23 protein-coding genes are annotated in these 25,741 nt (G+C 30.4%); 11 read left to right on the forward strand and 12 right to left on the reverse strand.

What is annotated here, in order from left to right; all coding sequences use genetic code 11:
* Positions 1-57 precede the first annotated feature (57 nt).
* The 3 genes from prfB to CW731_RS04310 all read left to right on the forward strand — a co-directional run bounded on the left by prfB (position 58) and on the right by CW731_RS04310 (position 4,195).
* On the forward strand, positions 58-1,152 hold the full coding sequence (prfB, locus tag CW731_RS04300) for a peptide chain release factor 2 (protein ID WP_100945576.1): 1,095 nt from the start codon (positions 58-60) through the stop codon (positions 1,150-1,152).
* Positions 1,153-1,303: 151 nt separating this feature from the next.
* Positions 1,304-1,645, forward strand: a complete 342-nt coding sequence (arsC, locus tag CW731_RS04305) for an arsenate reductase (glutaredoxin) (RefSeq protein ID WP_100945577.1) — start codon at positions 1,304-1,306, stop codon at positions 1,643-1,645.
* 144 nt (positions 1,646-1,789) lie between these two features.
* Entirely contained in the window at positions 1,790-4,195 is a 2,406-nt protein-coding gene (locus CW731_RS04310) for a TonB-dependent receptor (RefSeq protein WP_232734717.1), read from the forward strand.
* Between the two features lie 211 nt (positions 4,196-4,406).
* Here CW731_RS04310 and CW731_RS15635 read toward each other — a convergent pair whose 3' ends face one another.
* The gene (locus tag CW731_RS15635; RefSeq protein WP_165733463.1) at positions 4,407-4,580 is read right to left on the reverse strand and encodes a hypothetical protein; all 174 of its coding nucleotides are present in this window, start codon (positions 4,578-4,580) and stop codon (positions 4,407-4,409) included.
* A 149-nt stretch (positions 4,581-4,729) separates the two neighbouring features.
* On the opposite strand from CW731_RS15635, the gene fumC reads away from it, so the two are divergent.
* Together fumC and CW731_RS04320 are read left to right on the forward strand one after the other, a co-directional pair.
* A complete protein-coding gene (gene fumC, locus CW731_RS04315) occupies positions 4,730-6,130 on the forward strand; it encodes a class II fumarate hydratase (protein ID WP_100945579.1) in 1,401 nt (466 codons plus the stop codon).
* Positions 6,131-6,218: 88 nt separating this feature from the next.
* On the forward strand, positions 6,219-6,692 hold the full coding sequence (locus CW731_RS04320; RefSeq protein ID WP_100945580.1) for a nucleoside deaminase: 474 nt from the start codon (positions 6,219-6,221) through the stop codon (positions 6,690-6,692).
* Between the two features lie 79 nt (positions 6,693-6,771).
* On the opposite strand, the gene CW731_RS04325 is transcribed toward CW731_RS04320, so the two are convergent.
* From CW731_RS04325 to CW731_RS04335, 3 genes are read right to left on the reverse strand one after another with little or no spacing between them, the layout of a single operon-like run.
* On the reverse strand, positions 6,772-7,281 hold the full coding sequence (locus CW731_RS04325; RefSeq protein WP_100945581.1) for a DinB family protein: 510 nt from the start codon (positions 7,279-7,281) through the stop codon (positions 6,772-6,774).
* A gap of 8 nt (positions 7,282-7,289) precedes the next feature.
* On the reverse strand, positions 7,290-9,755 hold the full coding sequence (locus CW731_RS04330; RefSeq protein WP_100945582.1) for an exopolysaccharide transport family protein: 2,466 nt from the start codon (positions 9,753-9,755) through the stop codon (positions 7,290-7,292).
* Between the two features lie 5 nt (positions 9,756-9,760).
* Positions 9,761-10,555 carry a polysaccharide biosynthesis/export family protein gene (locus tag CW731_RS04335; protein ID WP_100945583.1) on the reverse strand — a complete coding sequence of 265 codons (795 nt, stop codon included), beginning with the start codon at positions 10,553-10,555 and terminating at the stop codon, positions 9,761-9,763.
* A gap of 89 nt (positions 10,556-10,644) precedes the next feature.
* Between CW731_RS04335 and CW731_RS04340 the strand changes: the two genes are divergently transcribed.
* The 4 genes from CW731_RS04340 to secA all read left to right on the forward strand — a co-directional run bounded on the left by CW731_RS04340 (position 10,645) and on the right by secA (position 15,967).
* Positions 10,645-11,421: an O-methyltransferase gene (locus CW731_RS04340; protein WP_100945584.1), complete on the forward strand. Its 777-nt coding sequence runs from the start codon at positions 10,645-10,647 to the stop codon at positions 11,419-11,421.
* Between the two features lie 100 nt (positions 11,422-11,521).
* Positions 11,522-12,094: a cob(I)yrinic acid a,c-diamide adenosyltransferase gene (locus CW731_RS04345; protein WP_100945585.1), complete on the forward strand. Its 573-nt coding sequence runs from the start codon at positions 11,522-11,524 to the stop codon at positions 12,092-12,094.
* 160 nt (positions 12,095-12,254) lie between these two features.
* Positions 12,255-12,476 (forward strand): DUF2795 domain-containing protein, encoded by a 222-nt coding sequence (locus CW731_RS04350; protein WP_065318236.1) that lies wholly within the window; start codon positions 12,255-12,257, stop codon positions 12,474-12,476.
* A gap of 149 nt (positions 12,477-12,625) precedes the next feature.
* Positions 12,626-15,967, forward strand: coding sequence for a preprotein translocase subunit SecA (secA, locus tag CW731_RS04355; RefSeq protein WP_100945586.1), 3,342 nt, complete (start codon positions 12,626-12,628; stop codon positions 15,965-15,967).
* Between the two features lie 163 nt (positions 15,968-16,130).
* On the opposite strand, the gene folE is transcribed toward secA, so the two are convergent.
* The 7 genes from folE to nadC form a co-directional block, all read right to left on the reverse strand.
* Positions 16,131-16,817 carry a GTP cyclohydrolase I FolE gene (gene folE / locus CW731_RS04360; protein ID WP_100945587.1) on the reverse strand — a complete coding sequence of 229 codons (687 nt, stop codon included), beginning with the start codon at positions 16,815-16,817 and terminating at the stop codon, positions 16,131-16,133.
* Between the two features lie 200 nt (positions 16,818-17,017).
* Positions 17,018-18,382: a histidine--tRNA ligase gene (gene hisS / locus CW731_RS04365; RefSeq protein WP_100945588.1), complete on the reverse strand. Its 1,365-nt coding sequence runs from the start codon at positions 18,380-18,382 to the stop codon at positions 17,018-17,020.
* Between the two features lie 117 nt (positions 18,383-18,499).
* Positions 18,500-19,444 carry a YihY/virulence factor BrkB family protein gene (locus CW731_RS04370; protein WP_100945589.1) on the reverse strand — a complete coding sequence of 315 codons (945 nt, stop codon included), beginning with the start codon at positions 19,442-19,444 and terminating at the stop codon, positions 18,500-18,502.
* Between the two features lie 53 nt (positions 19,445-19,497).
* Positions 19,498-20,070, reverse strand: a complete 573-nt coding sequence (locus CW731_RS04375) for a pentapeptide repeat-containing protein (RefSeq protein ID WP_100945590.1) — start codon at positions 20,068-20,070, stop codon at positions 19,498-19,500.
* Positions 20,071-20,448: a copper resistance protein NlpE gene (locus tag CW731_RS04380; protein ID WP_100945591.1), complete on the reverse strand. Its 378-nt coding sequence runs from the start codon at positions 20,446-20,448 to the stop codon at positions 20,071-20,073.
* Positions 20,449-20,456: 8 nt separating this feature from the next.
* The gene (locus CW731_RS04385; RefSeq protein ID WP_100947621.1) at positions 20,457-22,559 is read right to left on the reverse strand and encodes a M3 family metallopeptidase; all 2,103 of its coding nucleotides are present in this window, start codon (positions 22,557-22,559) and stop codon (positions 20,457-20,459) included.
* 16 nt (positions 22,560-22,575) lie between these two features.
* Positions 22,576-23,436, reverse strand: coding sequence for a carboxylating nicotinate-nucleotide diphosphorylase (gene nadC, locus CW731_RS04390; protein WP_100945592.1), 861 nt, complete (start codon positions 23,434-23,436; stop codon positions 22,576-22,578).
* Positions 23,437-23,600: 164 nt separating this feature from the next.
* Here nadC and rlmH point away from each other — a divergent pair, with 164 nt between their 5' ends.
* Positions 23,601-24,074, forward strand: coding sequence for a 23S rRNA (pseudouridine(1915)-N(3))-methyltransferase RlmH (rlmH, locus tag CW731_RS04395; RefSeq protein ID WP_100945593.1), 474 nt, complete (start codon positions 23,601-23,603; stop codon positions 24,072-24,074).
* Between the two features lie 16 nt (positions 24,075-24,090).
* Here the strand turns inward: rlmH and CW731_RS15640 are convergent, their stop codons facing one another.
* Entirely contained in the window at positions 24,091-24,888 is a 798-nt protein-coding gene (locus tag CW731_RS15640) for a helix-turn-helix transcriptional regulator (protein ID WP_198519849.1), read from the reverse strand.
* A 226-nt stretch (positions 24,889-25,114) separates the two neighbouring features.
* Between CW731_RS15640 and CW731_RS04405 the strand changes: the two genes are divergently transcribed.
* Complete coding sequence (locus CW731_RS04405) at positions 25,115-25,696, forward strand: non-canonical purine NTP diphosphatase (RefSeq protein ID WP_100945594.1); 582 nt, start codon at positions 25,115-25,117, stop codon at positions 25,694-25,696.
* The last annotated feature ends 45 nt before the right edge of the window (positions 25,697-25,741 follow it).

A 25,741-nucleotide genomic window follows, 5' to 3' on the forward strand; every position in this document is an offset into this window, starting at 1 on the left:
TAACAATCAGCTTTTAAAACAAGAAATCTTAAAATTTCATTTATTTTTGTTCAACTTATGATTACACAAGACCAACTTAAAGATATTGCCGAAAGAATTGAAAAGTTAAAATCTTATTTAGAGATTGATAAGAAACTTATTGAAATTGCCAATGAGGAAGAGAAAACGGTAGATCCAGATTTTTGGAACGACCCAAAAGCTGCAGAAATCTTCATGAAAGAATTACGTTTCAAGAAAAAATGGGTAGAAGATTATAACAAAACCATCACTTTAAATGAAGATGTTACTATTTTGTATGATTTTTACAAAGAAGGTGAAGTTGAAGAAACTGAAGTTACCGAACAGTTTGAAAAAACAGTTACTTTTTTAGAAGATTTAGAATTTAGAAATATGCTTTCTGAAGAAGGAGATGCTTTGTCTGCAACTGTACAGATTAATGCTGGCGCTGGTGGAACAGAAAGTTGCGATTGGGTAGAAATGTTGTCTAGAATGTACACAATGTGGGCAGAAAAGCATGGTTTTAAGTTAAAAACGCTTAATTACCAAGCTGGTGATGTTGTTGGAATTAAAACGATTACCATAGAAATTGAAGGCGATTATGCTTTTGGATGGTTAAAAGGAGAAAATGGTGTGCATCGTTTGGTACGAATTTCACCTTTCGATTCTAACGGAAAACGTCACACAACCTTTGGTTCTGTATATGTTTTTCCTGTGGTAGATGATTCTATAGAAATAGAAATTAATCCTGCAGATATAGAAATTGTAACCGCGCGTTCTAGTGGTGCTGGTGGACAAAATGTGAATAAAGTGGAAACGAAAGTCCAACTAACGCATAAACCAACCGGAATTCAAATTTCTTGTTCTAATTCGCGTTCTCAGCACGATAATAGGGCAACTGCAATGAAAATGCTAAAGTCGCAATTATATGAAATTGAGTTGCAAAAACAACAAGCAACAAGAGATGAAATTGAATCTGGAAAGTTAAAAACAGAATGGGGAAGCCAGATAAGAAATTACGTTATGCATCCTTATAAATTAGTAAAAGACGTAAGAACTGCGCATGAAACAGGAAATGTAGACAACGTAATGAACGGAGATATAGATCCGTTTTTAAAATCTTATTTAATGTTAAATGGACAAAAAAGTGATTAAATTTTAACATATCTAAGAATATCCAATAGAATAATAATTAGAAGCTATTTCCTGCTTTCCATTATATCTTTTTGTGAAAAACAAAAAGGATGTCATTCCAATCAGGGCTAAAATTTTTTGCTAACATATAACAACACTAAAAACATAAAACATGATTAAAATATACCACAATCCGCGTTGTTCTAAATCGAGACAAGGTTTAGAGATTTTAGAAAATTCAAAAAAAGAATTTGAAATCGTAAAATATTTAGAAGAAATTCCATCAGAAGAAGCATTAAAAGAAATTATCAAATTACTAGGTATCACTCCTATTCAATTAGTTCGTAAAACAGAAAAGGTTTGGAAAGAAGAATTTAAAGGAAAAGAATTGTCTGATACTGAAATAATAAAAGCGATGCTAAACCATCCGAAGTTAATAGAACGCCCAATTGTTATCAATAATAACAAAGCAGTTATAGGTAGACCTCCAGAAGCTATTTTGTCGATTATATAGCTTTAACTTTTTAATATTTTCTTTAACTTTTCTTTAACTGAATGTAATTAAACTAAGAGGCAACTTTGCAGTCTAAAACTAAAAAACAAGGTCTTGACTCAAAAAATTACTCTCTTTATTTGTTGCTTATTTACAATAACAACATTGTTTTCTCAAAATTCAAAAGGTACCAATACTATTAAAATCTATGGTAAAGTTATCGATGCAAACAGCAATCAGCCTTTAGAATACGCTACCATAATTATAAAAAATACTGAAAATCAGAAAATTTCTGGTGGTATTACAGACTTAAATGGTCTGTTTTCAATTGATGCACCAGCGGCAACTTATGAAATAAGCATAGAATTTATTTCTTTTAAATCTATAAAATATCCTTCAGAAAAAATCACTTCAAACAAGAATCTAGGGACTTTAAAATTGGCCGAAGACACTAATAGTTTGAATGAAATTGTAATTGTTGCAGAAAAATCTACAGTAGACATTCGTTTAGATAAAAAAATCTACAATGTTGGTAAAGACATGACGGTAAAAGGTGGTACCGCATCAGATGTTTTAGATAATGTACCTTCTGTAGATGTTGATCCACAAGGAATCGTTAGTTTAAGAGGAAGTGAAAATGTACGAATTTTAATTAACGGAAAACCATCTGCTTTGGTTGGTTTAAATGGTGCAGATGCATTAAAACAATTACCTTCAGATGCAATAGAGCGTGTAGAAGTAATTACTTCTCCGTCTGCAAGATATGACGCAGAAGGAACCGCAGGAATCTTAAATATTATTCTTAGAAAAGGAAAAGCTACGGGCTTTAATGGTTCTGTAAACGTAACCGTTGCAGATCCTAGAAATTACCAAGGTGCTGTTAACTTAAATATGCGTTCAGAAAAAATTAACCTCTTTTCTAATATTGGTTATAATGATAGTCGTAGTCCTGGAAATTACGTTTCAGACATTACCTACCTTTCTAGCGGCAGTATTGATAGTTTAAGAACAGAAAATAGAAATTTCGACAGGTCTAGAAAAGGGTACAATGCAAATATAGGGTTAGAATATTTTTTAGATGATAAAAGCTCTCTTACAGGTACTATCTTTGTAAGAGACTCAGATAACAAGAATCTATCTACAAATAAGATTAGTTCTTTTGATCCTTCTGGAAACAATTTGTACAATTCTACAAGAATACAAGATGAAGATGAAAAAGATGAATCTTTACAATTCTCCTTAAATTATACGAATAATTTTAATGACAAGGGGCACAAATTAACGTTAGACTACCAATACAATGCTAGTAATGAAAATGAAGCTGCAACTATTAAAGATATAAATTCTGAATTTAACGCTACCTATGAAGTTTCTGTAGACAATCTTTTTCAAGCAGATTATGTACTACCAATAGGCGAAAATTCTCAATTTGAGGCAGGTTACCGAGGTAATTTTCAAGATTTAAAATCAGATTATTTAGTAATAGCACCAAATTTAGATACAAGATTTAACCCATCTAATAACTTAGAGTTTATTCAAAATGTAAATGCATTCTACACGCAATTTGGTAGTAAAATAAACAAGTTTTCTTATCTATTAGGTTTACGTGCAGAAATGACAGAGCTTAATGTAAATCTTTTAACTACAAATGAACGTTTTACTAAAAATTTAACTGATTTATTTCCAACTTTAAATTTAGGATACGAGCTTACAGAAGACCAAAGTTTTACCTTAGGATATAGTAGAAGATTAAGAAGACCTAATTCTTGGTATCTAAATCCGTTTGAAAACAGAGCAAGTGAAACGGTTATCTCTAAAGGAAATGTAGATTTAGACCCAACCTATACAGACTCTTTCGATTTAGGTTATTTAAATAGATGGGGTAAATTAACCTTAAACTCATCTGTTTATTACCAACATTCTACAAACAACATTGTTCGAGTGAATAGACAAGAAGTTAGAATAATAAACGGACAAGAAACTAATATTTTGGTAAGACAACCTATAAATTTGGCTTCAGAAGACAGAATAGGGTTTGAGTTGAACGCAAACTATAATCCGTCTAGAAAACTACGTTTTTCTGGTAGTTTTAACTTCTTTCAGTTTGAAACAGATGGAGAATATTCATATGAATTAACAAACCCTACCACAAATACAATAACCAATGTTACTCAAATTTTTGACACAAAAAACACCTCTTGGTTTACACGTTTCGATGCAAGAGTAAGCCTTCCTTTAGATATCGAATGGCAAACAAGATTGTTTTACAGAGGCCCAAGAAGTGATGCTCAAAGCGATACAGAAGGTATTTTTTCTGCCAATTTAGCTTTTAGTAAAGACATTTTAAAAGACAAAGGAACCTTAGTTTTAAATGTAAGTGATGTATTTAACTCTAGAAAATATAAAACTAACGCTTTTGCACCAAGTAGAGAAAACCCTACAAACATTACCGATCAATCTTTTCAATGGCGCGTTCGCCAAGTTTCACTGAACTTTACGTATAGATTCAACCAGAATAAGAAAAGTAAAACACCTAATAGTAGAGAAGATAATGGTGGTGGCGAATTTTAAAAGAGCATAATTATTAAGAGTATTGAACAGCATTTTCTGAATCGCTATTTTTCCTAAAAGAGCGATTCAGAAAATATTTTAAAAGCGGCGCGTTCAAAACATCAATAAAACAGTATAATGTAAGTAATCCCTAACCGGTACTATACCACACAAAAAAACTCGTTCAATTTCTTGAACGAGTTTTTTTTTATAAAATATGTTTTTTAGAGAACTACTTTCCTTCCGCAGCTTTCTTTGCTTCTTTCTTTAATTTCATATTCTCCCAAATAGTTCCACCTATCCAATAAGGAACCACAAATGTTAATAAGAATATTAACAACCAGAAACCAGCTGTAAAAATAAACATGAATAAAACCAATCCTGAAAATTCTGAAAAATCTAACATTTATATCTTTTGAAAAATTATTAGAGCAAAAATAATACTTATTTTTAAAAATCACTACCAAAATCCATCTTTTTTCAATACTATTCACCAATTGTTCATAATATTTTGGCTTACTTTTTGTAAATTTGTGGTATCTAAATTCAATAAAAATGTCAAAATACAGAATAGAAAAAGATACAATGGGAAACGTAGAAGTTCCTGCAGACAAATATTGGGGAGCGCAAACAGAACGTTCTCGTAACAACTTTAAAATTGGTGCTGCCGCTTCTATGCCTCTAGAAATTGTCTATGGTTTTGCATATCTAAAAAAAGCTGCTGCCTATACAAATGCAGAATTAGGTGTTTTAGCAGAAGAAAAACGAGATTTAATTGCACAAGTTTGTGATGAAATTTTAGCAGGAAAATTAGATGACCAATTTCCGTTAGTAATTTGGCAAACAGGTTCTGGAACACAATCTAACATGAATGTGAACGAAGTAGTTGCCAACAGAGCGCATGAAATTGCAGGAAAAGTAATTGGTGAAGGTGAAAAAACCATTCAACCAAATGATGATGTGAACAAATCGCAATCATCAAATGATACATTTCCAACAGGAATGCATATTGCTATTTATAAGAAGATAAAAGAAAATACAATTCCTGGAATTATACAATTAAGAAATACTTTACACGACAAAGCAATTGCTTTTAAAGATGTCGTAAAAATTGGTAGAACACATTTAATGGATGCAACTCCGTTAACTTTAGGTCAAGAATTTTCTGGTTATGTAGCACAATTAGACTTTGGTTTAAAAGCTTTAGAAAATACATTAGCACATCTAAGTCAGTTAGCTTTAGGAGGAACTGCCGTAGGAACAGGATTAAATACGCCAGCTGGTTATGATGTTTTAGTTGCAAAGTATATTGCAGAGTTTACAGATTTACCTTTTATAACAGCAGAAAATAAGTTTGAAGCTTTAGCAGCACACGATGCTTTGGTAGAAACTCATGGCGCTTTAAAGCAAGTAGCCGTTTCGTTAAATAAAATTGCAAACGATATTAGAATGATGGCTTCTGGACCAAGATCTGGAATAGGAGAAATTATGATTCCTGCAAATGAACCAGGAAGTTCTATTATGCCAGGTAAAGTAAACCCAACACAAGCAGAAGCAATTACAATGGTTTGTGCGCAAGTTATGGGTAATGATGTTGCTGTAACTGTTGGTGGAACTCAAGGTCATTATGAATTAAACGTTTTTAAACCAATGATGGCTGCAAACGTTTTACAATCTGCACAATTAATTGGAGATGCTTGTGTTTCTTTTGATGAAAATTGTGTTGCAGGTATTGAACCAAATCATGCTAGAATTACAGAATTATTAAATAACTCTTTAATGCTAGTAACTGCTTTAAATACTAAAATAGGGTATTATAAAGCCGCAGAAATTGCAAACACAGCTCACGAAAACGGAACTACTTTAAAAGTAGAAGCGGTTCGATTGGGTTATGTTACTCCAGAACAATATGATGAATGGGTAAAACCAGAAGAAATGACTGGTGCTTTAAAATAAAAATTACAATTACAATTTTTAAAAAGCTGTAATTTATTTTACAGCTTTTTTTTAGCGAAAAAAATAATCATAAAAATAGAAAATGAACATGACAAATCACGAAGAATTTATGAGTGAAGCAGTAAAAGCTGCTTTAAAAGGAATGAATAACAACGAAGGCGGACCGTTTGGCTGTATTGTTGTAAAAGATGGAGAGATTGTGGGGCGTGGAAATAATAAAGTTACTTCTACAAACGACCCAACTGCACATGCAGAAGTAACCGCTATTAGAGATGCTTGTAAAAACATTGGTTCTTTTCAATTAGATGGTTGTATTATTTATACTTCTTGCGAGCCTTGTCCTATGTGTTTAGGCGCAATTTATTGGGCTAGACCAGACAAAGTGTATTATGGCTGTAACCAGCAAGATGCTGCAAATATTGGTTTTGATGATGAATTTATTTACAAGGAAATTCCGCTTCCATATGAAAAAAGAAGTATTCCTTTTGAACAAGTTGGAAGAAAAATTGCATTAGAACCGTTTGATAAATGGTCGGAAAAAGAAGATAAAACTGAATACTAAATTATAAAAAATCCGGAGTTAAAACTTCGGATTTTTTTATTCTATAAACTTTAAGACACTTCTAAAAGAGTGATTATGCCTATAAGTAACGCTCTTTTACGATATTTAAATGATGTATTTGATGGCCAGAAAACAAATACCCTAAAGCCCTAACAGACATTTTATTATTAGATGCAACTCCAATTCTTAACAAGGCTTCATCAGAAAAACTTTTGTATAACTGAATGCTAGATTTTCTTAAAACTTCCATTTCATCTAATAAATCATAATAATCTCTATCATTTGCATTATCATTCTCAACAAAAATATCTTGATCAAGACCCGGTAATGACGTTTTATCATTTCTTGCAAAAGACAAGGCTCTGTAACAAAAAACTCTTTCTGTATCTATAATATGTTGTATCAATTCTTTTAACGTCCATTTTCCTTCTGCATAAGAAAAAATATGTTTCTCTTTAGCAATGTTTCTTAATAAGCTTTCAAATTCTTTTTGAGAGCTTTCTAAGTTTTCGAGTATAGTTACATTCTCGATATCAACCAATTGCATATATTGTTTAAAATAAGGAGCGTATTCTTTTTTTGATATCATGAGAGAAGTTATTTTTTCGGTTTTAAGAAACCAAATAATTTAGAGAAAAAACCTTTTTTATCTTCATTTTCATGATAACCATAGCTATATTTTCCGTAACCATAACCGTAACCATATCCGTAGCCATAACCGTAACCGTACTTGCTTTTTATAGAGAAATCATTTAATACGTAACTTATGTTTGTTACTTCTTTATTTCTATATTTATCATCAATCATTTTCATCATTCCTCTTTCTGTGTAGTTCTGACGAACAACATAAATAACAGCATCAGAATATTTGAACAACTCTAAAGCATCAGAAACTAAACCAACTGGAGGCGTATCTATAATAATGTAATCGTATTCTTTTTTTAACTGCCTAATCATTTCATCTGCAGCATTATTTAATAATAACTCGGACGGATTAGGAGGTATTGGTCCTGATAAAATTAAATCTAAATTCGGAATTTTTGTTGGTGTAATTACTTCTTTTAATGTTTTCTGTTTAATTAGATAATTCACAATTCCAACATCATTTGGTAAATCAAAATCATCATAGATCTTAGGTTTTCTTAAATCTAAGCCTAATAAGACAGTTTTCTTACCACTCAATGCAAAAACAGTTGCCATATTTATAGAAACCATCGTTTTACCTTCTCCACTAACAGATGATGTTAAAATCAACGTTTTTGACTCATCTTCATTTGTGTTTTTAAACAAGAATTGAATATTAGATCGTAAGGCTCTAAATGATTCTGAAACAGAAGATTTTGGTCTTTCAAAAACAGCTAAATTATTCTTTCCTGTATTTTTTCCAACAACACCTAAAACGGGTATCGCATAATTATTTTGAATTTCTTCTGCAGTATGAATTTTATTATCTAACAACTCTCTAATTATAATATAAAACAACGGTAATATTGTACCTAGCATTATTGCAATTAAGTAATTAAAACTAGGTAAAGGGTAATTTGGCCCTTGTCCTAAATCTTTAGCTGTATCAATAATTTTCACATCAGAAACATTAGCGGCAATTGCTGTACCCGCTTCATATCTTTTTTGCTTTAAATAACTGTAATTGGTTTCAGAAATCTCATAATCTCTTTGAAAAGAAATTAAACCTTGTTCCTTCTTTGGTAATTTTTTCTTTTTAGATTTATAGATACTTAAGTTAGAGTTTAGTTTTCTTAATCTATTGCTATTGACTCTTTCAAGTGAAGAAATATTTTCTAATAAGTTATTTTTAATAATTTGAATTTCCCTTGATATCTGAATAACATCTGGATGATTATCTTTAACCATATTCCTTAAGCTTTCTCTAAAGCTAGATTTTGTTACCAAATTATTGATTAATTCTGATATCTTAGGATCCTCTAGAGCAAGGGAAGCCGGTACAAGGTTATCTCTATTGTATTTATAATTTGATTTTAAATAACCTCTTAAATTTTTTAAATAATCATTATAACTTACTATTTGTTGTTTTTCTTTTTCTAAAGTAAATGTTTCCCCAAATATCTCTGTTCCTTGTGTTGATAAATCAAAAATATTATTTGTTTCTCTATAATTTCCAAGGTCTTTTTCTAATTTTCTTAATTTTTTTTCCTCAGCTATAAATAACGTATCTATATATGCTTGGGTTTTTACAGCATACTCTATTTTTTGAATTTGTTTTACTGAATCTAAAACTTTTACTGTAGCATTTAAGTAATCTTCTATTCTTTTTTTATTACCTCCTTGTTGGCTTAACCTTAACATAGAAGCAGCGTTAGTAATGCTACTCACATTTATGTTTCTATTAGCACCAACAGTTCCATCGAAACTAGTAAATTGTAGAAAGTACTTTTCACCTATTTTAAACGGACTTACTTGTTTTATTGAAAAATGAAGGAAAGGTGTATTTATTGTGTCTCTTATATGGTATTCTTTAGAAAAACTCAATTCTTTCGAAGGCAAATTAACAATACTATTGGTATCATAATTTATTAATGAATTGCTACCAGATTCATTAAAATCGAAAGAGATTTTAAAAGTTTCATCTCCAGTAAATTCAATCGCAATCAATTTATTGTATAATTGTGGTTTACTTGTATTTAAATTTACAATAAAAGGTGTGTAACCATACTTATCTTCAATTCTAAACCTACCTTCTTGAAGGTAATTAATATAAAAATTTAATCTCTTTACAACAATTTCATTATGAGACCTAGATTTCAAAATTACTTTTACCGTTTCCAATTCATCGCTAGAACCACCCCAATTAAAAGCAATATTAGTTCCTGTAGAAAAAAGTGGATTATTTTCTTCTTTTACAGAAATAACAGTATCTAAGGTGTAAATTTCTTTCATATAGCCATTCATAAACTTAGCAACAATGAGTCCGATAACTATAGTAACTAAGAATAACTTCCAATATGCAAGAACTTTATAAACGTAGTCTTTTACATCTATGTTACCTGCAGTAGAAGTATGAATGCCTTTTGATTGATTACTCATATTTTTTATAAATTTCTAGCTAAAATTATAGTAGATGTAATTAATGTAAAAACAGAAACAATGGTAGACAAGCTTTGCAATCCTGTTTTACCAGTTCCCCAAGATTTTTCTTGTAAAGGTTTTATATTTATAATATCGTTAGGTTTTATGTAGAAAACGTCTGAGTTTAAAACATTAACATCTGTTAAATCAACTATAAATTTTTCTGTCCCATTTATTGAACGTCTAACAATTTCTACCGATTGTCTATTTCCAACATCAGTAATGTCTCCAGAATTAGCAACAGCATCTATTATAGAAACTCTATTTTGATAAATAATATTAGTTCCAGGTTGATTAATTTCTCCTATAATAGTATATCTAATTCCTGATAATTTCACAGAAACAAATAGGCTCTCGTCATTTTTAATGTATTCGTCTCTAAGTTTATTTTCTATTTTTTTTCTAACTTCAATTTCTGTGTATCCTAAAACATTAATTTCACCTAAAGTTGGCACTCTAATATTACCATAATTATCAACACTATAATCAGAAAAATAACCTTGATTATTACCTAAGTTACCAACATTACTTACATTATCATTTAAAACTCCTTTCTGAAAAACAGCTACAATATCAAGGTTTTTAGAAGATATTGTAATATTTAAAATATCATCTATTTGCAATTTGTAAGGAGTCTTGTTAATTCTTTTTATTTCTGAACTTGAAATTGGTTTTCCCTGAAGGTATGTTAATTCTTTATTAGAAACACAAGAACTAAAAGAAGTAATTAATAGGATTAAAACTAGGTATTTTTTCATTTTGAATTTTAAGAACAATAACAACAAATATACTTTTTATAAGTGTAAAGCTATAATTTTATTTTATTTTCGTTTTTCATTTCTATAAGATGTTATATCAACAAAGAAAATACCTTCAATTTTTATCAAAAGCTAGCAATCAACATGGTGTTCACTCGCCTTTTGTTTACCAACTTATTACAAAATGTTTTTATAAAAAAACAAATAAAAGTTTATGGGAAAATTTCCTAAACGCAAAACAACTCTTACTAGATAATAAAAAAAAGATTAAAGTTACAGATTTTGGAGCTGGATCTAAAGTTTTTAAAGAGAATTACCGCCAAGTCTCTAAAATAGTTAAAGTTGCAGGAATATCGAATAAAAAAGCAAAATTATTAATTAAAATTGTAAATTATTTTAACCCAAAAAATATTCTAGAAATCGGTACTTCATTAGGTTTAGGTACTTCTGCGCTAAAAATAGGAAACACTAAAGCATCTATAATAACCTTAGAAGGTTGCCCAGAAACAAGTAAAGTTGCACAAGAATTATTTGATAAAATAAATTTTAATACGATTGAAATTATAACTGGAGATTTTTCTAAAACACTTTCAGAAGTTACCCAAAAACAACAATTCGATTGTATTTACTTCGATGGAAATCACACAAAAAAAGCAACTTTAAGTTATTTTGAAGAATGTTTAAAAACAATTGATAATGATTCGTTTTTTATTTTTGACGATATTTATTGGGCTTCAGAAATGCAAGAAGCTTGGTCAATTATAAAAAATCACTCAAAAGTTACAGTAACGGTAGATCTGTTTTACTTCGGAATCGTTTTCTTTAGAAAAGAACAAGCAAAAGAACATTTTAAGATTAGAGTATAGAAAGTATATTTTTTTTACTGTTAAATTATAAAAATGCAAAGCGTTACAACCTTTAAACTTTGTAACTTTGATATCTTATAAACTTTAGATCTCATTTTAAATGAAAATATATACAAAAACTGGTGACAAAGGCACTACTGCCCTATTTGGCGGTACAAGAGTAAAAAAATACAATTTACGGATAGAAAGTTATGGTACTGTTGATGAATTGAATTCATACGTCGGTTTAATAAAAGACCAGGAAATATCAATAGAAGTAAAAGAATCGCTCTTAAAAATTCAGAATGAATTGTTTACTTTAGGCGCTATGTTAGCAACTCCGCCAGAAAAAGAAACTTTAAAATCTGGAAAAGAACGTTTAAATATTCCAAAAATTGATGAAAATTCTATTCTTTTCTTAGAAAATGAAATCGATAAAATGGATGCAGAACTTCCTCAAATGACTCACTTCATTCTTCCAGGAGGCCACCAAGCAGTGTCATTCTGTCACATTGCAAGATGTGTTTGCAGACGCGCAGAACGCTTATCTGTAGAGTTAAATGACCAAGAAGCCATAAATAATGACATCCTAAAATACTTAAACCGCCTTTCTGACTATCTTTTTGTGTTGGCACGAAAATTGTCTAAAGACTTACAAATAGCCGAGTTTAAATGGATTCCGGAGAAAAATTAATAAGTTCTTTTTTTATCGAGTTGAAGAAATTAAATTTTATTTAAACACCTGATTTTAAGGGTTTAATGAAAAATAATAATTACTTCACAATAAATTTCTTAAAAAAGACTTGCATAATTCAGCAAAAAAATTATTTTTGCACAAAATTAAACAATAAGAAATGTATTGGACATTAGAATTAGCATCTTATTTAGCAGATGCACCTTGGCCAGCAACCAAAGACGAATTAATAGATTACGCTATTAGAACCGGATCTCCTTTAGAAGTAGTAGAAAACCTACAAGATATAGAAGATGAAGGTGATGCGTATGACTCAATTGTAGAGATTTGGCCAGATTATCCAACTGAAGATGATTATCTTTGGAATGAGGATGAATACTAAACATAACAATTAAATATAAAAGTCTCTAAAGAGGCTTTTTTTTTGTTTTTATTTTAAAAGAATGAAAACACTTTTTAATGGTTTATAAAAACCTGATATACAACCAAATAATATAGCTAACTTTTTTAGCTGACAAAATCATATAAATAATGAGTATTTTAAATTCAGTAATAAAACTTTTTGTAGGTGATAAACAACAGAAAGATTTAAAATTTTTACAACCAGTTGTAGAAGATGTAAGAAAATTTGAAGCAGCGTTTTCTAAACTTTCTCATGACGAATTGAGGGCAAAAACGATTGAGTTTAAAGAAAGGATAAAGACAGCTACAAAAGAGTTTGATGATAAAATTATCGCACTAGAAGAAGAAGCTGTTAAAGCAAATATAGATAGACAAGAAGATATTTATGCAGAAATAGATACTTTAAAGGATGAAGCTTACAAAGTTTCTGAAGACACTTTATTACAAATTATGCCAGAGGCTTTTGCTGTTGTAAAAGAAACTGCAAAGCGTTTTGTAGAAAATAAAGAAATTGAAGTAACTGCAACTGCCTTTGATAGAGAATTGTCTGGAGAAAGAGAACATATTGCTTTAGAAGGAGACAAAGCTTTTTGGGCAAATTCTTGGGATGCTGCAGGGAAACCTGTTACTTGGGACATGGTGCATTACGATGTTCAATTAATTGGTGGTTCTGTTTTGCACCAAGGTAAAGTTGCCGAAATGATGACAGGGGAAGGAAAAACCTTAGTTTCTACTTTACCTGTGTATTTAAATGCATTAACAGGAAATGGAGTGCATTTGGTAACAGTTAATGATTATTTAGCAAAACGTGATAAAGCGTGGATGGGACCAATTTTTGAGTTTCACGGTTTCTCTACAGATTGTATAGATTATCACCAACCAAATTCAGACGCTCGTAGAAAAGCATATAATGCAGATATTACTTACGGAACAAATAACGAATTCGGTTTCGATTATTTACGTGATAATATGGCAAGCTCTAAAGACGATTTAGTACAAAGAACACCAAATTATGCAATTATTGATGAAGTCGATTCTGTTTTAATTGACGATGCAAGAACACCGTTAATTATCTCTGGTCCTGTTCCTCAAGGAGACAGACACGAGTTTAATGAACTAAAACCTTTGGTAAGTGATATTGTTGGTATTCAAAGTAAATATCTAATTGGTGTTTTAGCGGAAGCTAAAAAGTTAATTGCAGCTGGAGATACCAAAGAAGGTGGTTTTCAATTGTTAAGAGTTTATAGAGGTTTACCAAAAAATAAAGCTTTAATTAAGTTTTTATCTCAAGAAGGAAATAAGCAAATTCTTCAGAAGACAGAAAACTACTACATGGCAGACAATAACAAATTAATGCCAGAAGTAGATGAAGCATTGTGGTTTGTAATTGAAGAGAAAAATAATCAAATTGATTTAACAGATAAAGGGATTGCGCATTTATCAGAAAAAACGGACAATGATAATTTCTTTATTTTACCAGATATTGGTGTAAAAGTTGGAGAAATTGATAGTTCTAAAACTTCTGCTGAAGATAAAGCAGTTTTAAAAGACGAATTATATAAAGATTTTAGCATTAAAAGTGAACGTATTCATACCATGAATCAACTTTTAAAAGCATACACTGTTTTTGAAAAAGATGTAGAATATGTAGTGATGGAAAATAAGGTGATGATTGTTGATGAACAAACAGGTCGTATTATGGACGGGCGTCGTTATTCAGACGGATTACACCAAGCAATTGAAGCAAAAGAAAATTGTAAAATTGAAGATGCTACGCAAACTTTTGCAACAGTTACCCTTCAAAATTACTTTAGAATGTACCGCAAACTTTCTGGTATGACAGGAACTGCGATTACAGAAGCTGGTGAATTATGGGAAATCTATAAATTAGATGTTGTAGAGATTCCTACAAACAAACCAATTCAAAGAGATGACAAAGAAGATTTAGTATATAAAACTGCGCGTGAAAAATACAATGCAGTTATAGAAGATATTGTAAAATTAGTTGAGCAAAATCGCCCGGTTTTAGTAGGTACAACTTCTGTAGAAATATCAGAATTATTAGGTAGAATGTTACAGATGCGTAAGATTCCTCATAATATTTTGAATGCAAAACTACACAAACGTGAAGCAGATGTTGTTGCAGAAGCAGGAAAACCTGGTGTGGTTACCATTGCAACAAATATGGCGGGTCGTGGTACCGATATTAAATTAACCGACAAAGTAAAAGAAGTTGGTGGTTTGGCTATTATTGGTACAGAAAGACATGATTCTAGACGTGTAGATAGACAATTAAGAGGTCGTGCAGGAAGACAAGGTGATGTTGGGTCAACACAATTTTATGTTGCTTTAGACGACAATTTAATGCGTCTTTTTGGTTCGGATAGAATTGCAAAAATGATGGATAGAATGGGATTAAAAGAAGGTGAAGTAATTCAGCATTCTATGATTTCTAAATCTATTGAAAGAGCACAAAAGAAAGTTGAAGAAAATAACTTTGGTATTCGTAAACGTCTATTAGAATATGATGATATTATGAACGCTCAGCGTGAGTTTGTTTATAAAAGAAGACGTAATGCTTTAGATGGTAAACGTTTGCAAGTAGATATTGCAAATATGATTTATGAAACCTGTGAATCGATTATTAATAGCAATAAAGCTGCAAAAGATTTTCAGAATTTTGAATTCGAATTGATCAAGTTTTCTTCAATGACTTCTCCTATTTCTGAAGAAGAATTTAATAAGTTAAATGAAAAAGAAATTGCAGATAAATTATTTGATATTGTTTCTGAACATTACAAAAATAAAATTGAAAGAAATGCTGTTTTAGCGTTTCCAGTAATTAAAGATGTTTTCGAAAATGAAGGCGATAGATATGAGAGAATTGTAGTTCCTTTTACAGACGGAAGTAAATCTTTACAAGTGGTTACAAACTTAAAAGAGGCTTATGAAACCGAAGGGAAAAGCTTAGTTAGAGATTTTGAAAAAAACATTACGCTAGCAATTATAGATGAAAACTGGAAAGAGCATTTACGTAAAATGGATGAATTGAAACATTCTGTACAAAATGCTTCATATGAACAAAAAGATCCTTTATTAATTTATAAGTTTGAAGCTTTTGAATTGTTTAAGAAAACTGTAGATGAAATTAATAAAGAAGTATTATCTTTCTTATTTAAAGGAGAATTGCCTACAAAAGATGCAAATCAAATTTCTGAAGCTAGAGATCAAAGAAAAGAACGTTTAAGTACAAGTAAAGCAGATGTTCAAAACTCAAGTGAGCAAGCCATATCTAATTCTAAACCACAACAAGCTGAACCAGTTGAGACAATTGTAAGAGACCAGCCTAAAGTTGGCAGAAACGAGCGTGTTACTATTAAAAATGTAATGAGTGGCGAAGAAAAAGAAGTAAAGTTTAAACAAGCTATTCCTTTACTTGAAAAAGGAGAATGGGTTATCGTGAATAACTAACATACATATTATTTCTGTCTAAGCAGAAATTTATAATAAAATCAATCCAGAATTTTCTACATTAGAATCTTCTGGATTTTTTTTTAAGCATCTTAATAAAGAAAAAAAAACCGTTTAGAAATATATTCTAAACGGTTTTTTAATATTTTAAAATTCTAAATTATTAGAATTTCGTGTCCATTTTTAGATATTCTAAAAACTCTCTTTTTGTTTCTTTATTTTTAAATTTTCCACCAAATTCTGAAGTTACCGTAGAACTTTCTATATCTTTAATTCCGCGAGAATTTACACATAAATGTTTCGCATCTATAACACAAGCAACATCTTCTGTACCAAGAGCCTCTTGCATAGATTGCACAATTTGCATTGTTAAACGTTCTTGTACTTGTGGTCTTTTAGAAAAGTACTCAACAATTCTATTCATTTTAGAAAGCCCGATTACTTTACCATCAGAAATATAAGCAACATGTGCTCTCCCAATAATTGGTAATAAATGATGTTCGCAAGTAGAATACACCACAATGTTTTTTTCTACCAACATTTCACCATACTTGTAACTATTGTCAAACGTAGATGCTTTTGGCATGTTTTTAGGATTCAACCCCATAAACAGTTCGTTTACAAAAGCTTTTGCTACTCTTTTCGGAGTTCCTTGTAAACTGTCATCTGTTAAATCCATTCCTAAAGTAGTTAAAATATCTTTTACACTTTCTTGGATTTTTGCTATTTTTTCTTGGTCAGAAATATCAAAAGCATCTGGTCTTATCGGGTTTTCCGCAGAAGTTGCCACATGGTTCTCTCCTATTTCTTCAATTCTATCGTCATTCATTTTGCTGTCTAATTCAAACATTTCATTCTATGTTAAAGTGCAAATTTACGTGTTTGCAACGTATTATATTCGTTTTTTTATAAATTATAGTTATGCTTCTATAAACTTCTACAAGCCTCCTTCAAGACTTCGGTATATGTTATTTAAATCTCGACAAGCTCTCTGTTACTTTTTTTATATCAATTCATTTAACGTCTGTAAGACAAAGCTTGTAAAAACAACTATTTTAAATTTTCTACTAATTCGGATAAAGAATAATTATTTTGTTCACCAGAAGTCATATTTTTCAATAAAAAAACATTGTTTTCTACTTCAGAAACTACAAATTCTATTTCTCTTGTAGAAACATATTTCCATTGTCGCTTTTGCGCCTTATTACTTTCACCTAAATCAGGATAAAATTCTGATTTAATATTATTTTCTCTTAAAACTTTAACCGCTTTCATTTTTGCAACATCTGTAGCTACATCAAAATTCAAGAAAATAACTTTCGGTTTAGGCAAATCAACCGCTTTAAACAAACTTAATTCTTCTAGTACTAAATAAATTCTATCCAATCCGAAAGAAACTCCAACTCCAGAAACATCTTTTAAACCAAAGATACCTGTTAAATCATCGTATCTTCCACCACCTCCAATAGAACCCATTTTTACACCTTCTGGTGCAGCTACTTCAAAAATAGCACCTGTGTAGTAGTTTAAACCTCTTGCTAAAGTTACATCTACTTCTAAAGTTGCCGTTTCTAAACCTAATTCTTCAATAGCATTTATTACAAAACGCAACTCCTCTACGCCACTTTTTCCTTCTTCGGAAGTTTGCAACATACTTTCTAAGGAAAATAATTTCTCTGTATTAGAACCTGTAAAATCAAACAAAGGCTGTATTTTTTCGATCGCTTCTTCCGTAATTCCTTTAGACAACATTTCTTTTACAACACCTTCTTTACCTATTTTGTCTAACTTATCTAAAGCAACCGTAAAATCGATTAACTTATCTTGTGCACCAATAACTTCTGCAATACCAGAAAGTATTTTTCTATTATTTATTTTGATATTTGTTCCCGCTAAACCAAGTTTCGTAAAAACAGCGTCATACAACTGTACAAATTCTACTTCTTGCCATAAAGATTTACTTCCAACAACATCTGCATCACACTGAAAAAACTCTCTAAAACGTCCTTTTTGTGGTCTGTCTGCTCTCCAAACAGGTTGTACTTGATATCTTTTAAAAGGGAATGTAATTTCGTTTTGATGTTGCACTACATAACGTGCAAAAGGAACTGTTAAGTCATAACGGAGTGCTTTTTCAGATATTTGAGAAGTAACTTTTAAACTGTCTTTTTCAGTTAATAATTTCTCATCTGCTTTTTTAAGAAAATCACCAGAATTCAAAATCTTAAAAATTAATCGATCTCCTTCTTCACCATATTTACCCATTAAGGTTGATGAATTTTCGAAACTTGGCGTTTCTATGGGTTGAAAGCCGAACGTTTCAAAAGCAGTTTTAATCGTGTTTATAATGTATGTACGATTTGCAACTTCTGTTGGCGAAAAATCTCTTGTTCCTTTTGGTATGCTTGGTTTCATATAAATTAGTTATCAGTGTTCTTTTTATCAATTATCATTTTAACTACTCATAACTTATTTTCATTGATAAATGATCATTAGTTATTGACAATTGAAGCGACAAATATCGTGAAAAAGTTATAATTTTTTAGGAGTTCTAAAACTTTTATTTAGCCTTCTTAAAGAGTAAATAGAGGCGTTTAATTCAAAGCCTAGTAAAAGAATAATTGCATTTAACCATATAAACAACATCAATATTAAAAGTGTACCAATAGAACCATACAACTCGTTATATTTTGCGAATTCATTTACATAATAGCCAAATAAATAGAACGTTAAGATTGATAAGATTGTAGTAAAAACAGCTCCTGGAGAAAAGAACCTAGAATGTTTTCCTTCTTTAACACCATAATGATACAACATAGAGACAGTAATAAAAATCATCAATAAAAAGATAAAACCACGCACTAACTGAATCCAAATTAAATTTTCTTCTAACCAACCTAAAGAAACCATGTCTTTTAAAATCAACTCGAAAAAAATAATTAACGTTACCGTAACTAGTAAAAAAGCGACAATTACGATAGAAACCAACATGGCTATAAAGTAAGCTCTAAACACATTTCGAACTTCCTTTACATGATATGAATATTCGAAACCACCAAAAATAGCATTTACACCGTTTGTCATTAAAAAAATAGAACCTATAAAACCAAAAGAGAGCAAACCACCATACTGATTTTTAATAATATCTACCAAAACAGAATCTACCGCTTCGTAGGTTTTTGGCGGTAGAACATCCGAAATTATAGACAATAAACCTTCTTGCGCGCCTTCTATTGGTAAAAAAGGAATTAAGGTTAGTACAAATAATAAAAAAGGAAAAATTGCCATGAAGAAACTGTACGCAATTCCGCCTGCTCTTGTGGTTAAAGCACCTTCTATAATACCAATAAAGTACATTTCTAAAACGTCATATAAAGACATGCCTTCTAAACCGGGAATTTTAATTTTCTTTCCAACTTTTACCAAAATATTTACAATTGGTATTTTTTCTAGTTTGTCTTCTATTTCTTTTGTCATTATACGAGATGCAAAGTTAAACGTAGTTTCTAATTTGCTCTTTTAAGTATTTATTACTCAATTACAATTTTATAATCTAAGAGTAAGCCTGCAAGATTATCTTTACTAAACCTTGTTCCTTTTAAACGATTGTTTTCTGGATTGATATTAAAATTAAAAGCGGTTCTAAAATCTGATTTCTCTAAATTACTTCCTTCGAAAATTGCTCCTTTTAAATCGGAATCTCCAAAAAAACTATCGTTTATTATCGTTTCCGTAAAATCTACTTCTTCTAAATTGCAGCTTGTAAAATTTGTTTTCGCCATTTTTAATTGATAGAATGAACTAAAATTTAACTGACATTCTTTAAACGAGATCTGCAATAAAAACGGATTCACCTCATTAAACTTCACTCCTATCATTTTACAATTGCTGAAATTTACATCTTTAAAGGAAGTACCAGTTACAATTGTATTGCTAAAATTACAGTCTATAAATTCACATTCTACAAATTGAATATTCGAAGCATGAATGCTCTCGAAATTGCAATTTAAAAAAATACAATTCTCATATTCACCTTTTTGAATGTTCGTTTTTGTGAAATCTATTTTTGAGTATTCTTCGCTATCGAAATAAGTATCTGTCATTTATAAATTTACTTTTTGCTTCGTCAATTTATAATTTAATTCACTTTCAATTTTGTTTCCATCAATATCTAACAACTCTATAAAATCATCTCCAATTTTATATTTAAAAGGCGATTTCTCTAATTCTAAAATTAGTTTTCCTTCTTCTACTATGTATTTTCCTGTTTCCTTAAAAACACGATCCTCCCCTTTTCCATTGTAAACAGTTTCTAATAGAAAAGTTCCATCTGTATTTAGTGTCATTTTATTATCTATTCCACTACAATCTCCACAAGGAAATTCTCCTTTATAAACACCTGTAACATCTTTTACTTCATTGCTTTTACAAGCTGAAAAAAGAATACAAACAATTACTAAAATTTTAAAAAATTGATTCATTTACGTTGCTATTTTAATCCTCTTGCTTTTAACATTGGTGTTGCTTCAGGATCTCTTCCTGCAAAGGCTTTATACATTTCTGCATACTCCATTGTGTTTCCTTTAGACAAAACTTGTTCACGAAATTTTTGTCCGTTTTCACGCGTTAACAATCCATTTTCTTCAAACCAACCATACGCATCATGACTCAGCATTTCTGTCCATAAATACGAATAGTAACCCGCAGCGTAACCACCGCTAAAAATATGTGCAAAATACGTTGAACGGTATCTTGGTGGAATCTCAGACACATTTAACTTCATGCTTTTTAAAGCTTCTGTTTCAAACTTAGCTACGTCTTCAATTTTATCATTTGCAGAAATTGTGTGCCATTTCATATCTAAACTAGAAGAACATAAGTTTTCTATCATAGAATACCCTTGGTTAAAAGTACCTGCGTCTTTAATTTTCTTCAATAAGGCTGCAGGAATCACTTCTCCTGTTTTGTAATGAATTGCGTAATTATTTAATATTTCTGGGTGCGTAGACCAGTTCTCATTAAACTGAGAAGGGAATTCCACAAAATCTCTTGCGGTACTTGTTCCTGAAATTGAAGCATATTTCTGATTTCCGAAAAAACCGTGCAATGCATGTCCAAATTCATGAAACATGGTTTCTACTTCGTCAAAACTGATTAGTGCAGGTTCTCCTTCTGCTGGTTTTGGCGAATTACACACATTATAAATTACTGGTTTTTGGTTGCGTAACTTAGATTGTTTTACAAAACTACTCATCCACGCGCCTCCACGTTTGCTATCTCTTGCATAATAATCTCCAAAAAATAAGCCTAATTTACTTCCGTCTTCTTCAAACAACTCATAAACCACAACATCTGGGTGATAAGTTGGTATGTCTGTACGTTTTTTGAAGGTAATTCCATATAATTTTGTAGCTGCATAGAAAACACCTTTTTCTAAAACGTTTGTCATTTCAAAATAAGGTTTTACTTCGTCTTCGTTTAAGTTGTATTTCGATTTACGTACCTTTTCTGCATAATGATTCCAATCATACCCTGCTAACTTAAAGTCTTCTCCTTCTTTATTAATTTCTTTCTGAATTTCTTTTATCTCAGAACCTGCTTTCTCTAAAGAACCCGGAATTAAGTTTTTAAACATGTCAAAAACTTTATCTGGTGTTCCCGCCATGGTTCCCTGTAAACTCCAACTTGCATAATTGTTAAAACCTAAAATCTGTGCTTTTTCCGCTCTTAACAAAGTCATTTTTAAAACTAAATCGCTAGTATCATACTCTCCTGCATCAGATCTATGTATCGATTTTTCGAATAACTCTTTTCTAGTTGCTCTGTTTTCTAATGTTTGTAAAGCTGGTTGTTGTGTTGTATTTACTAACTGAATTTCATATTTCCCCTCTTTTTCTAAAGAACTTATTTTTTCATCAGAAAAACCTTTTAACTGTGCTTTGTCAGTAATTACAAGTCCGCCTTTTTTACTCGCATCTAATAATTTCTTTCCAAAATCATTTGATAAACTTGCTATTTCAGAATTTATCTCTTTTAATTTGTCCTTTTTTTCTTCGGATAAATTTGCACCAGCTTTAGAAAAATTCTTAAAATATTCTTTTACCAAATGCTTCGATTCTGCATCTAAATTAGCGTCCGATACATTGTTATACACTGTTTTAATTTTCTCAAACAGTTTGGTATTTAATAAAATATCATCTGAATGTTTAGAAAATTTTGGAGCTAATTCTTTCTGATTGGCTTTTATCGTATCATTTGTATGCGCACCTGCAAGTCCAGAAAAAACCGAATTCACATCATCTAACTTCTTACTACTTTCTTCTAAAGCTAAAATGGTATTTTCAAAAGTTGGCGTTTCTGTATTCTCTGTAATTTTAGCAATTGCTTCATTTTGCAATTTCATACCTTCTAAAATTGCAGGTAAAAAATGAGCCGTTTTTATTTTAGAGAAATCTGGCGTACCATATTCTAAGGTACTTTTAATTAATAAAGGATTTTTCGAGAGATCCATCGTATGTTCTTTTTTTGCTTCTTTCGTATTACAAGAAATCACCAATAATATGGAAGCTGCTATTGTTATATATTTTTTCATTGTGTACTTAATTAAATTAATCAATTGCTTTTAAACTTAAATCTAAATTATAAACCGAGTGCGTTAATGCGCCAGATGAAATAAAATCTACGCCACATTCTGCATATTTTCTAATGGTGTCTTCGTTAATTCCGCCAGAAGATTCTGTTAAACAGGTATCACCAATTAAAGCGACTGCTTTTCGAGTATTTTCATAATTAAAGTTGTCTATTAAAATTCTATACACACCTTCATTTGACAAAATTTCTTTAATTTCTTCTAGACTTCTTGCTTCTACAATAATCTTAATATCTAGTTTTTTCTCTGCTAAGTATTTCTTTGTTTTGGTGATTGCAGCCGTAATTCCGCCAGCAAAATCGATGTGATTATCCTTAATCATCACCATGTCATACAATGCAAAACGATGATTTTCTCCACCTCCAATTTTTACAGCCCATTTTTCTAACGCCCTAATTCCTGGGGTTGTTTTTCTAGTATCTAAAACTTTTGTTTTTGTTCCTTTTAATAAATCAGCAAAAAAAGCTGTTTTTGTTGCAATTGCAGACATTCTTTGCATCGCATTTAACACCAAACGTTCTGCCATTAATATCGATTGCGATTTTCCTGAAACATGAAAAACAATGTCACCGTACTTTACTTTTTCGCCATCATTTATAAACGTTTCTACTTGTAAATCTTTATCTACGTATGAAAAAACTTGTTTAGCAAATTCTACACCAGCAATAATTCCATCATCTTTTACTAATAATTTCGCTTTTCCTTGTGCATCCGAAGGAATACAAGAAAGAGAGGTATGATCTCCATCGCCAACATCTTCGCGAATTGCATTGCTTATTATAAGTTCTAATTCTTTTTCAAATTGTTCTTTTGATATCATAATTTCTGAATTCTGATGTAAAAATAACAATGATTTTCAACTTTTAGTAACTTCTGTTGAATTTATGTTTTAAAACTAATAAATTTGTACCGACAATAATTGTCTCCTCGAGTGCAGTCGAGAGGTTTTATAAGGTTTCGACTGCGCTCGACCAAACAAAAACTATGAAAATTAAATTGCTTGCCATTGGTAAAACAGATAATAAACACTTAATTCAGTTGGTTGAAGAATATCAAAACCGACTAAAACACTACGTTAAGTTTGAGTTGGAAGTGATTCTGGATATTAAAAATGTAAAGAATTTAAGTGAAGTTCAGCAGAAAGAAAAAGAAGGAGAATTGATATTATCGAAATTGCAAAACACAGATCAATTAGTGTTGCTAGACGATAAAGGAAAACACTTTACTTCTATTGAGTTTTCACAATATCTTCAGAAAAAAATGAATTCTGGTATTAAGCAATTGGTTTTAGTTATTGGTGGCCCTTATGGTTTTTCTGATGCTGTTTACACAAAATCTAGTGGAAAAATATCATTGTCTAAAATGACATTTTCTCACCAAATGATTCGTTTGTTTGTTGTAGAACAAATCTACAGAGGTTTTACAATTCTTAAGAATGAGCCTTATCATCATGAGTAACCACAACTATCTTTTTTTAAACTGTCTTTTTAATTTTTGAAGCAATTCTGTAAATTAAAATAATCTCAAAAATTTCAACAATAAATTGAGTAACAATTGCAATTGGAGACAATAGCACAAGCAAAAGACAAATTCCAGTTATAATCTCAAGAACTCCAGTCCATTTTGCTAAGTCTCCAAAATCGGTTAACCTCATAATTGCGATTCCTACGATTACACTTAAAACTCCGTACGCAATTAGTTTTGAAAGACCGAAAATGCTTAAAAAATCTTCCCAAATATATAATGAAGTTATATCTAAAACAGAAAAAAACAACGTAAAAATAATAATTAAAAAAGCGCTAATTTGTAATAAATAATTTTGAAACATACCACCAATAATTACAAATCCTCTAAAAAACAAAAAATAAGAAATAACTGCTAACAGTTTAATTACAATATAAATACTTTTAAAGGCATTACTTTCTTTCTCAAAACTTAATAAATCTGCACCAACTTCAAAAAAGCCAACTATAAAATAAACAATTCCAAAAATCATAGCAATATTTAGTTGCCTATAAATATTGTCTTTATTAATTCCTAAAATAGAATCGAATTTTCCTGGAGTATATTTTTTTTCTAATACTTCTTCATAATCAAAACCTAAAACCTCTAAAATTGCCTTTATGGTATAACTTCTTGGAGAAACATCGCCCGCTTCTATTCGCTGAATTGTACGCACATTTATATTACATCGATCTACCAATTCTTCTTGTGTAAATCCTTTTTGTTTACGAAGTTCTAAAATCTTCTTTCCTAATTCTGGTTGTTTCATTACAAGTATATTTTTAAATTCCATACAATGTTAGTGCAGTAAATTAAATTTACAATTTTTTTGAGTCATTTTCAACCCGACATTTCCACGACAAAGCAATGGTAACAATACTTCTGGCAATTTATAGTTTTTGCAATTTACATTCTTTTTTTAGCTTTTTTGATGTTTAAATCTTAAAAAAACATCTTTAAAATGATTACATTTGTTGAAAATCAATTCGTTTTTAATGAAACTAGTCTTCGCAACCAACAACCTTAACAAATTAAAAGAAGTACAAGAAATGCTTTCTAACACCATAGAAATAATAAGTTTGAAAGACATTAATTGTTTTGATGAAGTTGATGAAACAGAACCTACTTTAGAAGGAAACGCAAAATTAAAAGCAGATTATATTACCCAAAATTTTGGGTACAATTGTTTTGCCGACGATACTGGTTTAGAGGTAGAAAGTTTAGATGGCAAACCAGGAGTGTATTCTGCTCGTTTTGCTGGTGAACCTGCAAATTCTGAAAATAATATGCAAAAATTATTAACGGATTTAGAAAACAAAAAAAATAGAAAAGCACAATTTAGAACAGCTATTTGTTTAAACTTAGACAACAAACAATATATCTTTGAAGGAGTTTGCAAAGGTGAAATCTTAAAAGAAAAACAAGGCGAAAAAGGTTTTGGATATGATCCTATATTTAAACCAACAGGATTCTCTGAATCTTTTGCTGAAATGAAATCTGAAGAAAAAAATAAAATTTCTCATAGAGGAATTGCAATGCTGAAATTAGTTACATTTTTAAAAGAAAATTACTCCTAAAACTTTAGATTTTAAAAGTTAAAAAAACTGTAAGCTCTTTTACAA

Origin of the sequence: Polaribacter sp. ALD11 (genome assembly GCF_002831685.1) — a bacterium.
In the GTDB taxonomy this organism is placed as follows: Bacteria; Bacteroidota; Bacteroidia; order Flavobacteriales; family Flavobacteriaceae; genus Polaribacter.

Excerpts from the sequence above, each read along its gene's own strand:
- CW731_RS04335 (WP_100945583.1), bottom strand. The coding sequence starts at position 10,555 with ATGAAAAAATACCTAGTTTTAATCCTATTAATTACTTCTTTTAGTTCT.
- CW731_RS04325 (WP_100945581.1), bottom strand. The coding sequence starts at position 7,281 with ATGATATCAAAAAAAGAATACGCTCCTTATTTTAAACAATATATGCAA.
- CW731_RS04405 (WP_100945594.1), top strand. The coding sequence starts at position 25,115 with ATGAAACTAGTCTTCGCAACCAACAACCTTAACAAATTAAAAGAAGTA.
- CW731_RS04330 (WP_100945582.1), bottom strand. The coding sequence starts at position 9,755 with ATGAGTAATCAATCAAAAGGCATTCATACTTCTACTGCAGGTAACATA.
- CW731_RS04385 (WP_100947621.1), bottom strand. The coding sequence starts at position 22,559 with ATGAAAAAATATATAACAATAGCAGCTTCCATATTATTGGTGATTTCT.
- arsC (WP_100945577.1), top strand. The coding sequence starts at position 1,304 with ATGATTAAAATATACCACAATCCGCGTTGTTCTAAATCGAGACAAGGT.
- CW731_RS15640 (WP_198519849.1), bottom strand. The coding sequence starts at position 24,888 with ATGAAACAACCAGAATTAGGAAAGAAGATTTTAGAACTTCGTAAACAA.
- CW731_RS04345 (WP_100945585.1), top strand. The coding sequence starts at position 11,522 with ATGAAAATATATACAAAAACTGGTGACAAAGGCACTACTGCCCTATTT.
- rlmH (WP_100945593.1), top strand. The coding sequence starts at position 23,601 with ATGAAAATTAAATTGCTTGCCATTGGTAAAACAGATAATAAACACTTA.
- prfB (WP_100945576.1), top strand. The coding sequence starts at position 58 with ATGATTACACAAGACCAACTTAAAGATATTGCCGAAAGAATTGAAAAG.
- fumC (WP_100945579.1), top strand. The coding sequence starts at position 4,730 with ATGTCAAAATACAGAATAGAAAAAGATACAATGGGAAACGTAGAAGTT.
- CW731_RS04375 (WP_100945590.1), bottom strand. The coding sequence starts at position 20,070 with ATGACAGATACTTATTTCGATAGCGAAGAATACTCAAAAATAGATTTC.
- hisS (WP_100945588.1), bottom strand. The coding sequence starts at position 18,382 with ATGAAACCAAGCATACCAAAAGGAACAAGAGATTTTTCGCCAACAGAA.
- CW731_RS04380 (WP_100945591.1), bottom strand. The coding sequence starts at position 20,448 with ATGAATCAATTTTTTAAAATTTTAGTAATTGTTTGTATTCTTTTTTCA.
- CW731_RS04350 (WP_065318236.1), top strand. The coding sequence starts at position 12,255 with ATGTATTGGACATTAGAATTAGCATCTTATTTAGCAGATGCACCTTGG.
- folE (WP_100945587.1), bottom strand. The coding sequence starts at position 16,817 with ATGTTTGAATTAGACAGCAAAATGAATGACGATAGAATTGAAGAAATA.
- CW731_RS04340 (WP_100945584.1), top strand. The coding sequence starts at position 10,645 with ATGTTATATCAACAAAGAAAATACCTTCAATTTTTATCAAAAGCTAGC.
- CW731_RS15635 (WP_165733463.1), bottom strand. The coding sequence starts at position 4,580 with ATGTTAGATTTTTCAGAATTTTCAGGATTGGTTTTATTCATGTTTATT.
- nadC (WP_100945592.1), bottom strand. The coding sequence starts at position 23,436 with ATGATATCAAAAGAACAATTTGAAAAAGAATTAGAACTTATAATAAGC.
- CW731_RS04320 (WP_100945580.1), top strand. The coding sequence starts at position 6,219 with ATGACAAATCACGAAGAATTTATGAGTGAAGCAGTAAAAGCTGCTTTA.
- CW731_RS04370 (WP_100945589.1), bottom strand. The coding sequence starts at position 19,444 with ATGACAAAAGAAATAGAAGACAAACTAGAAAAAATACCAATTGTAAAT.
- secA (WP_100945586.1), top strand. The coding sequence starts at position 12,626 with ATGAGTATTTTAAATTCAGTAATAAAACTTTTTGTAGGTGATAAACAA.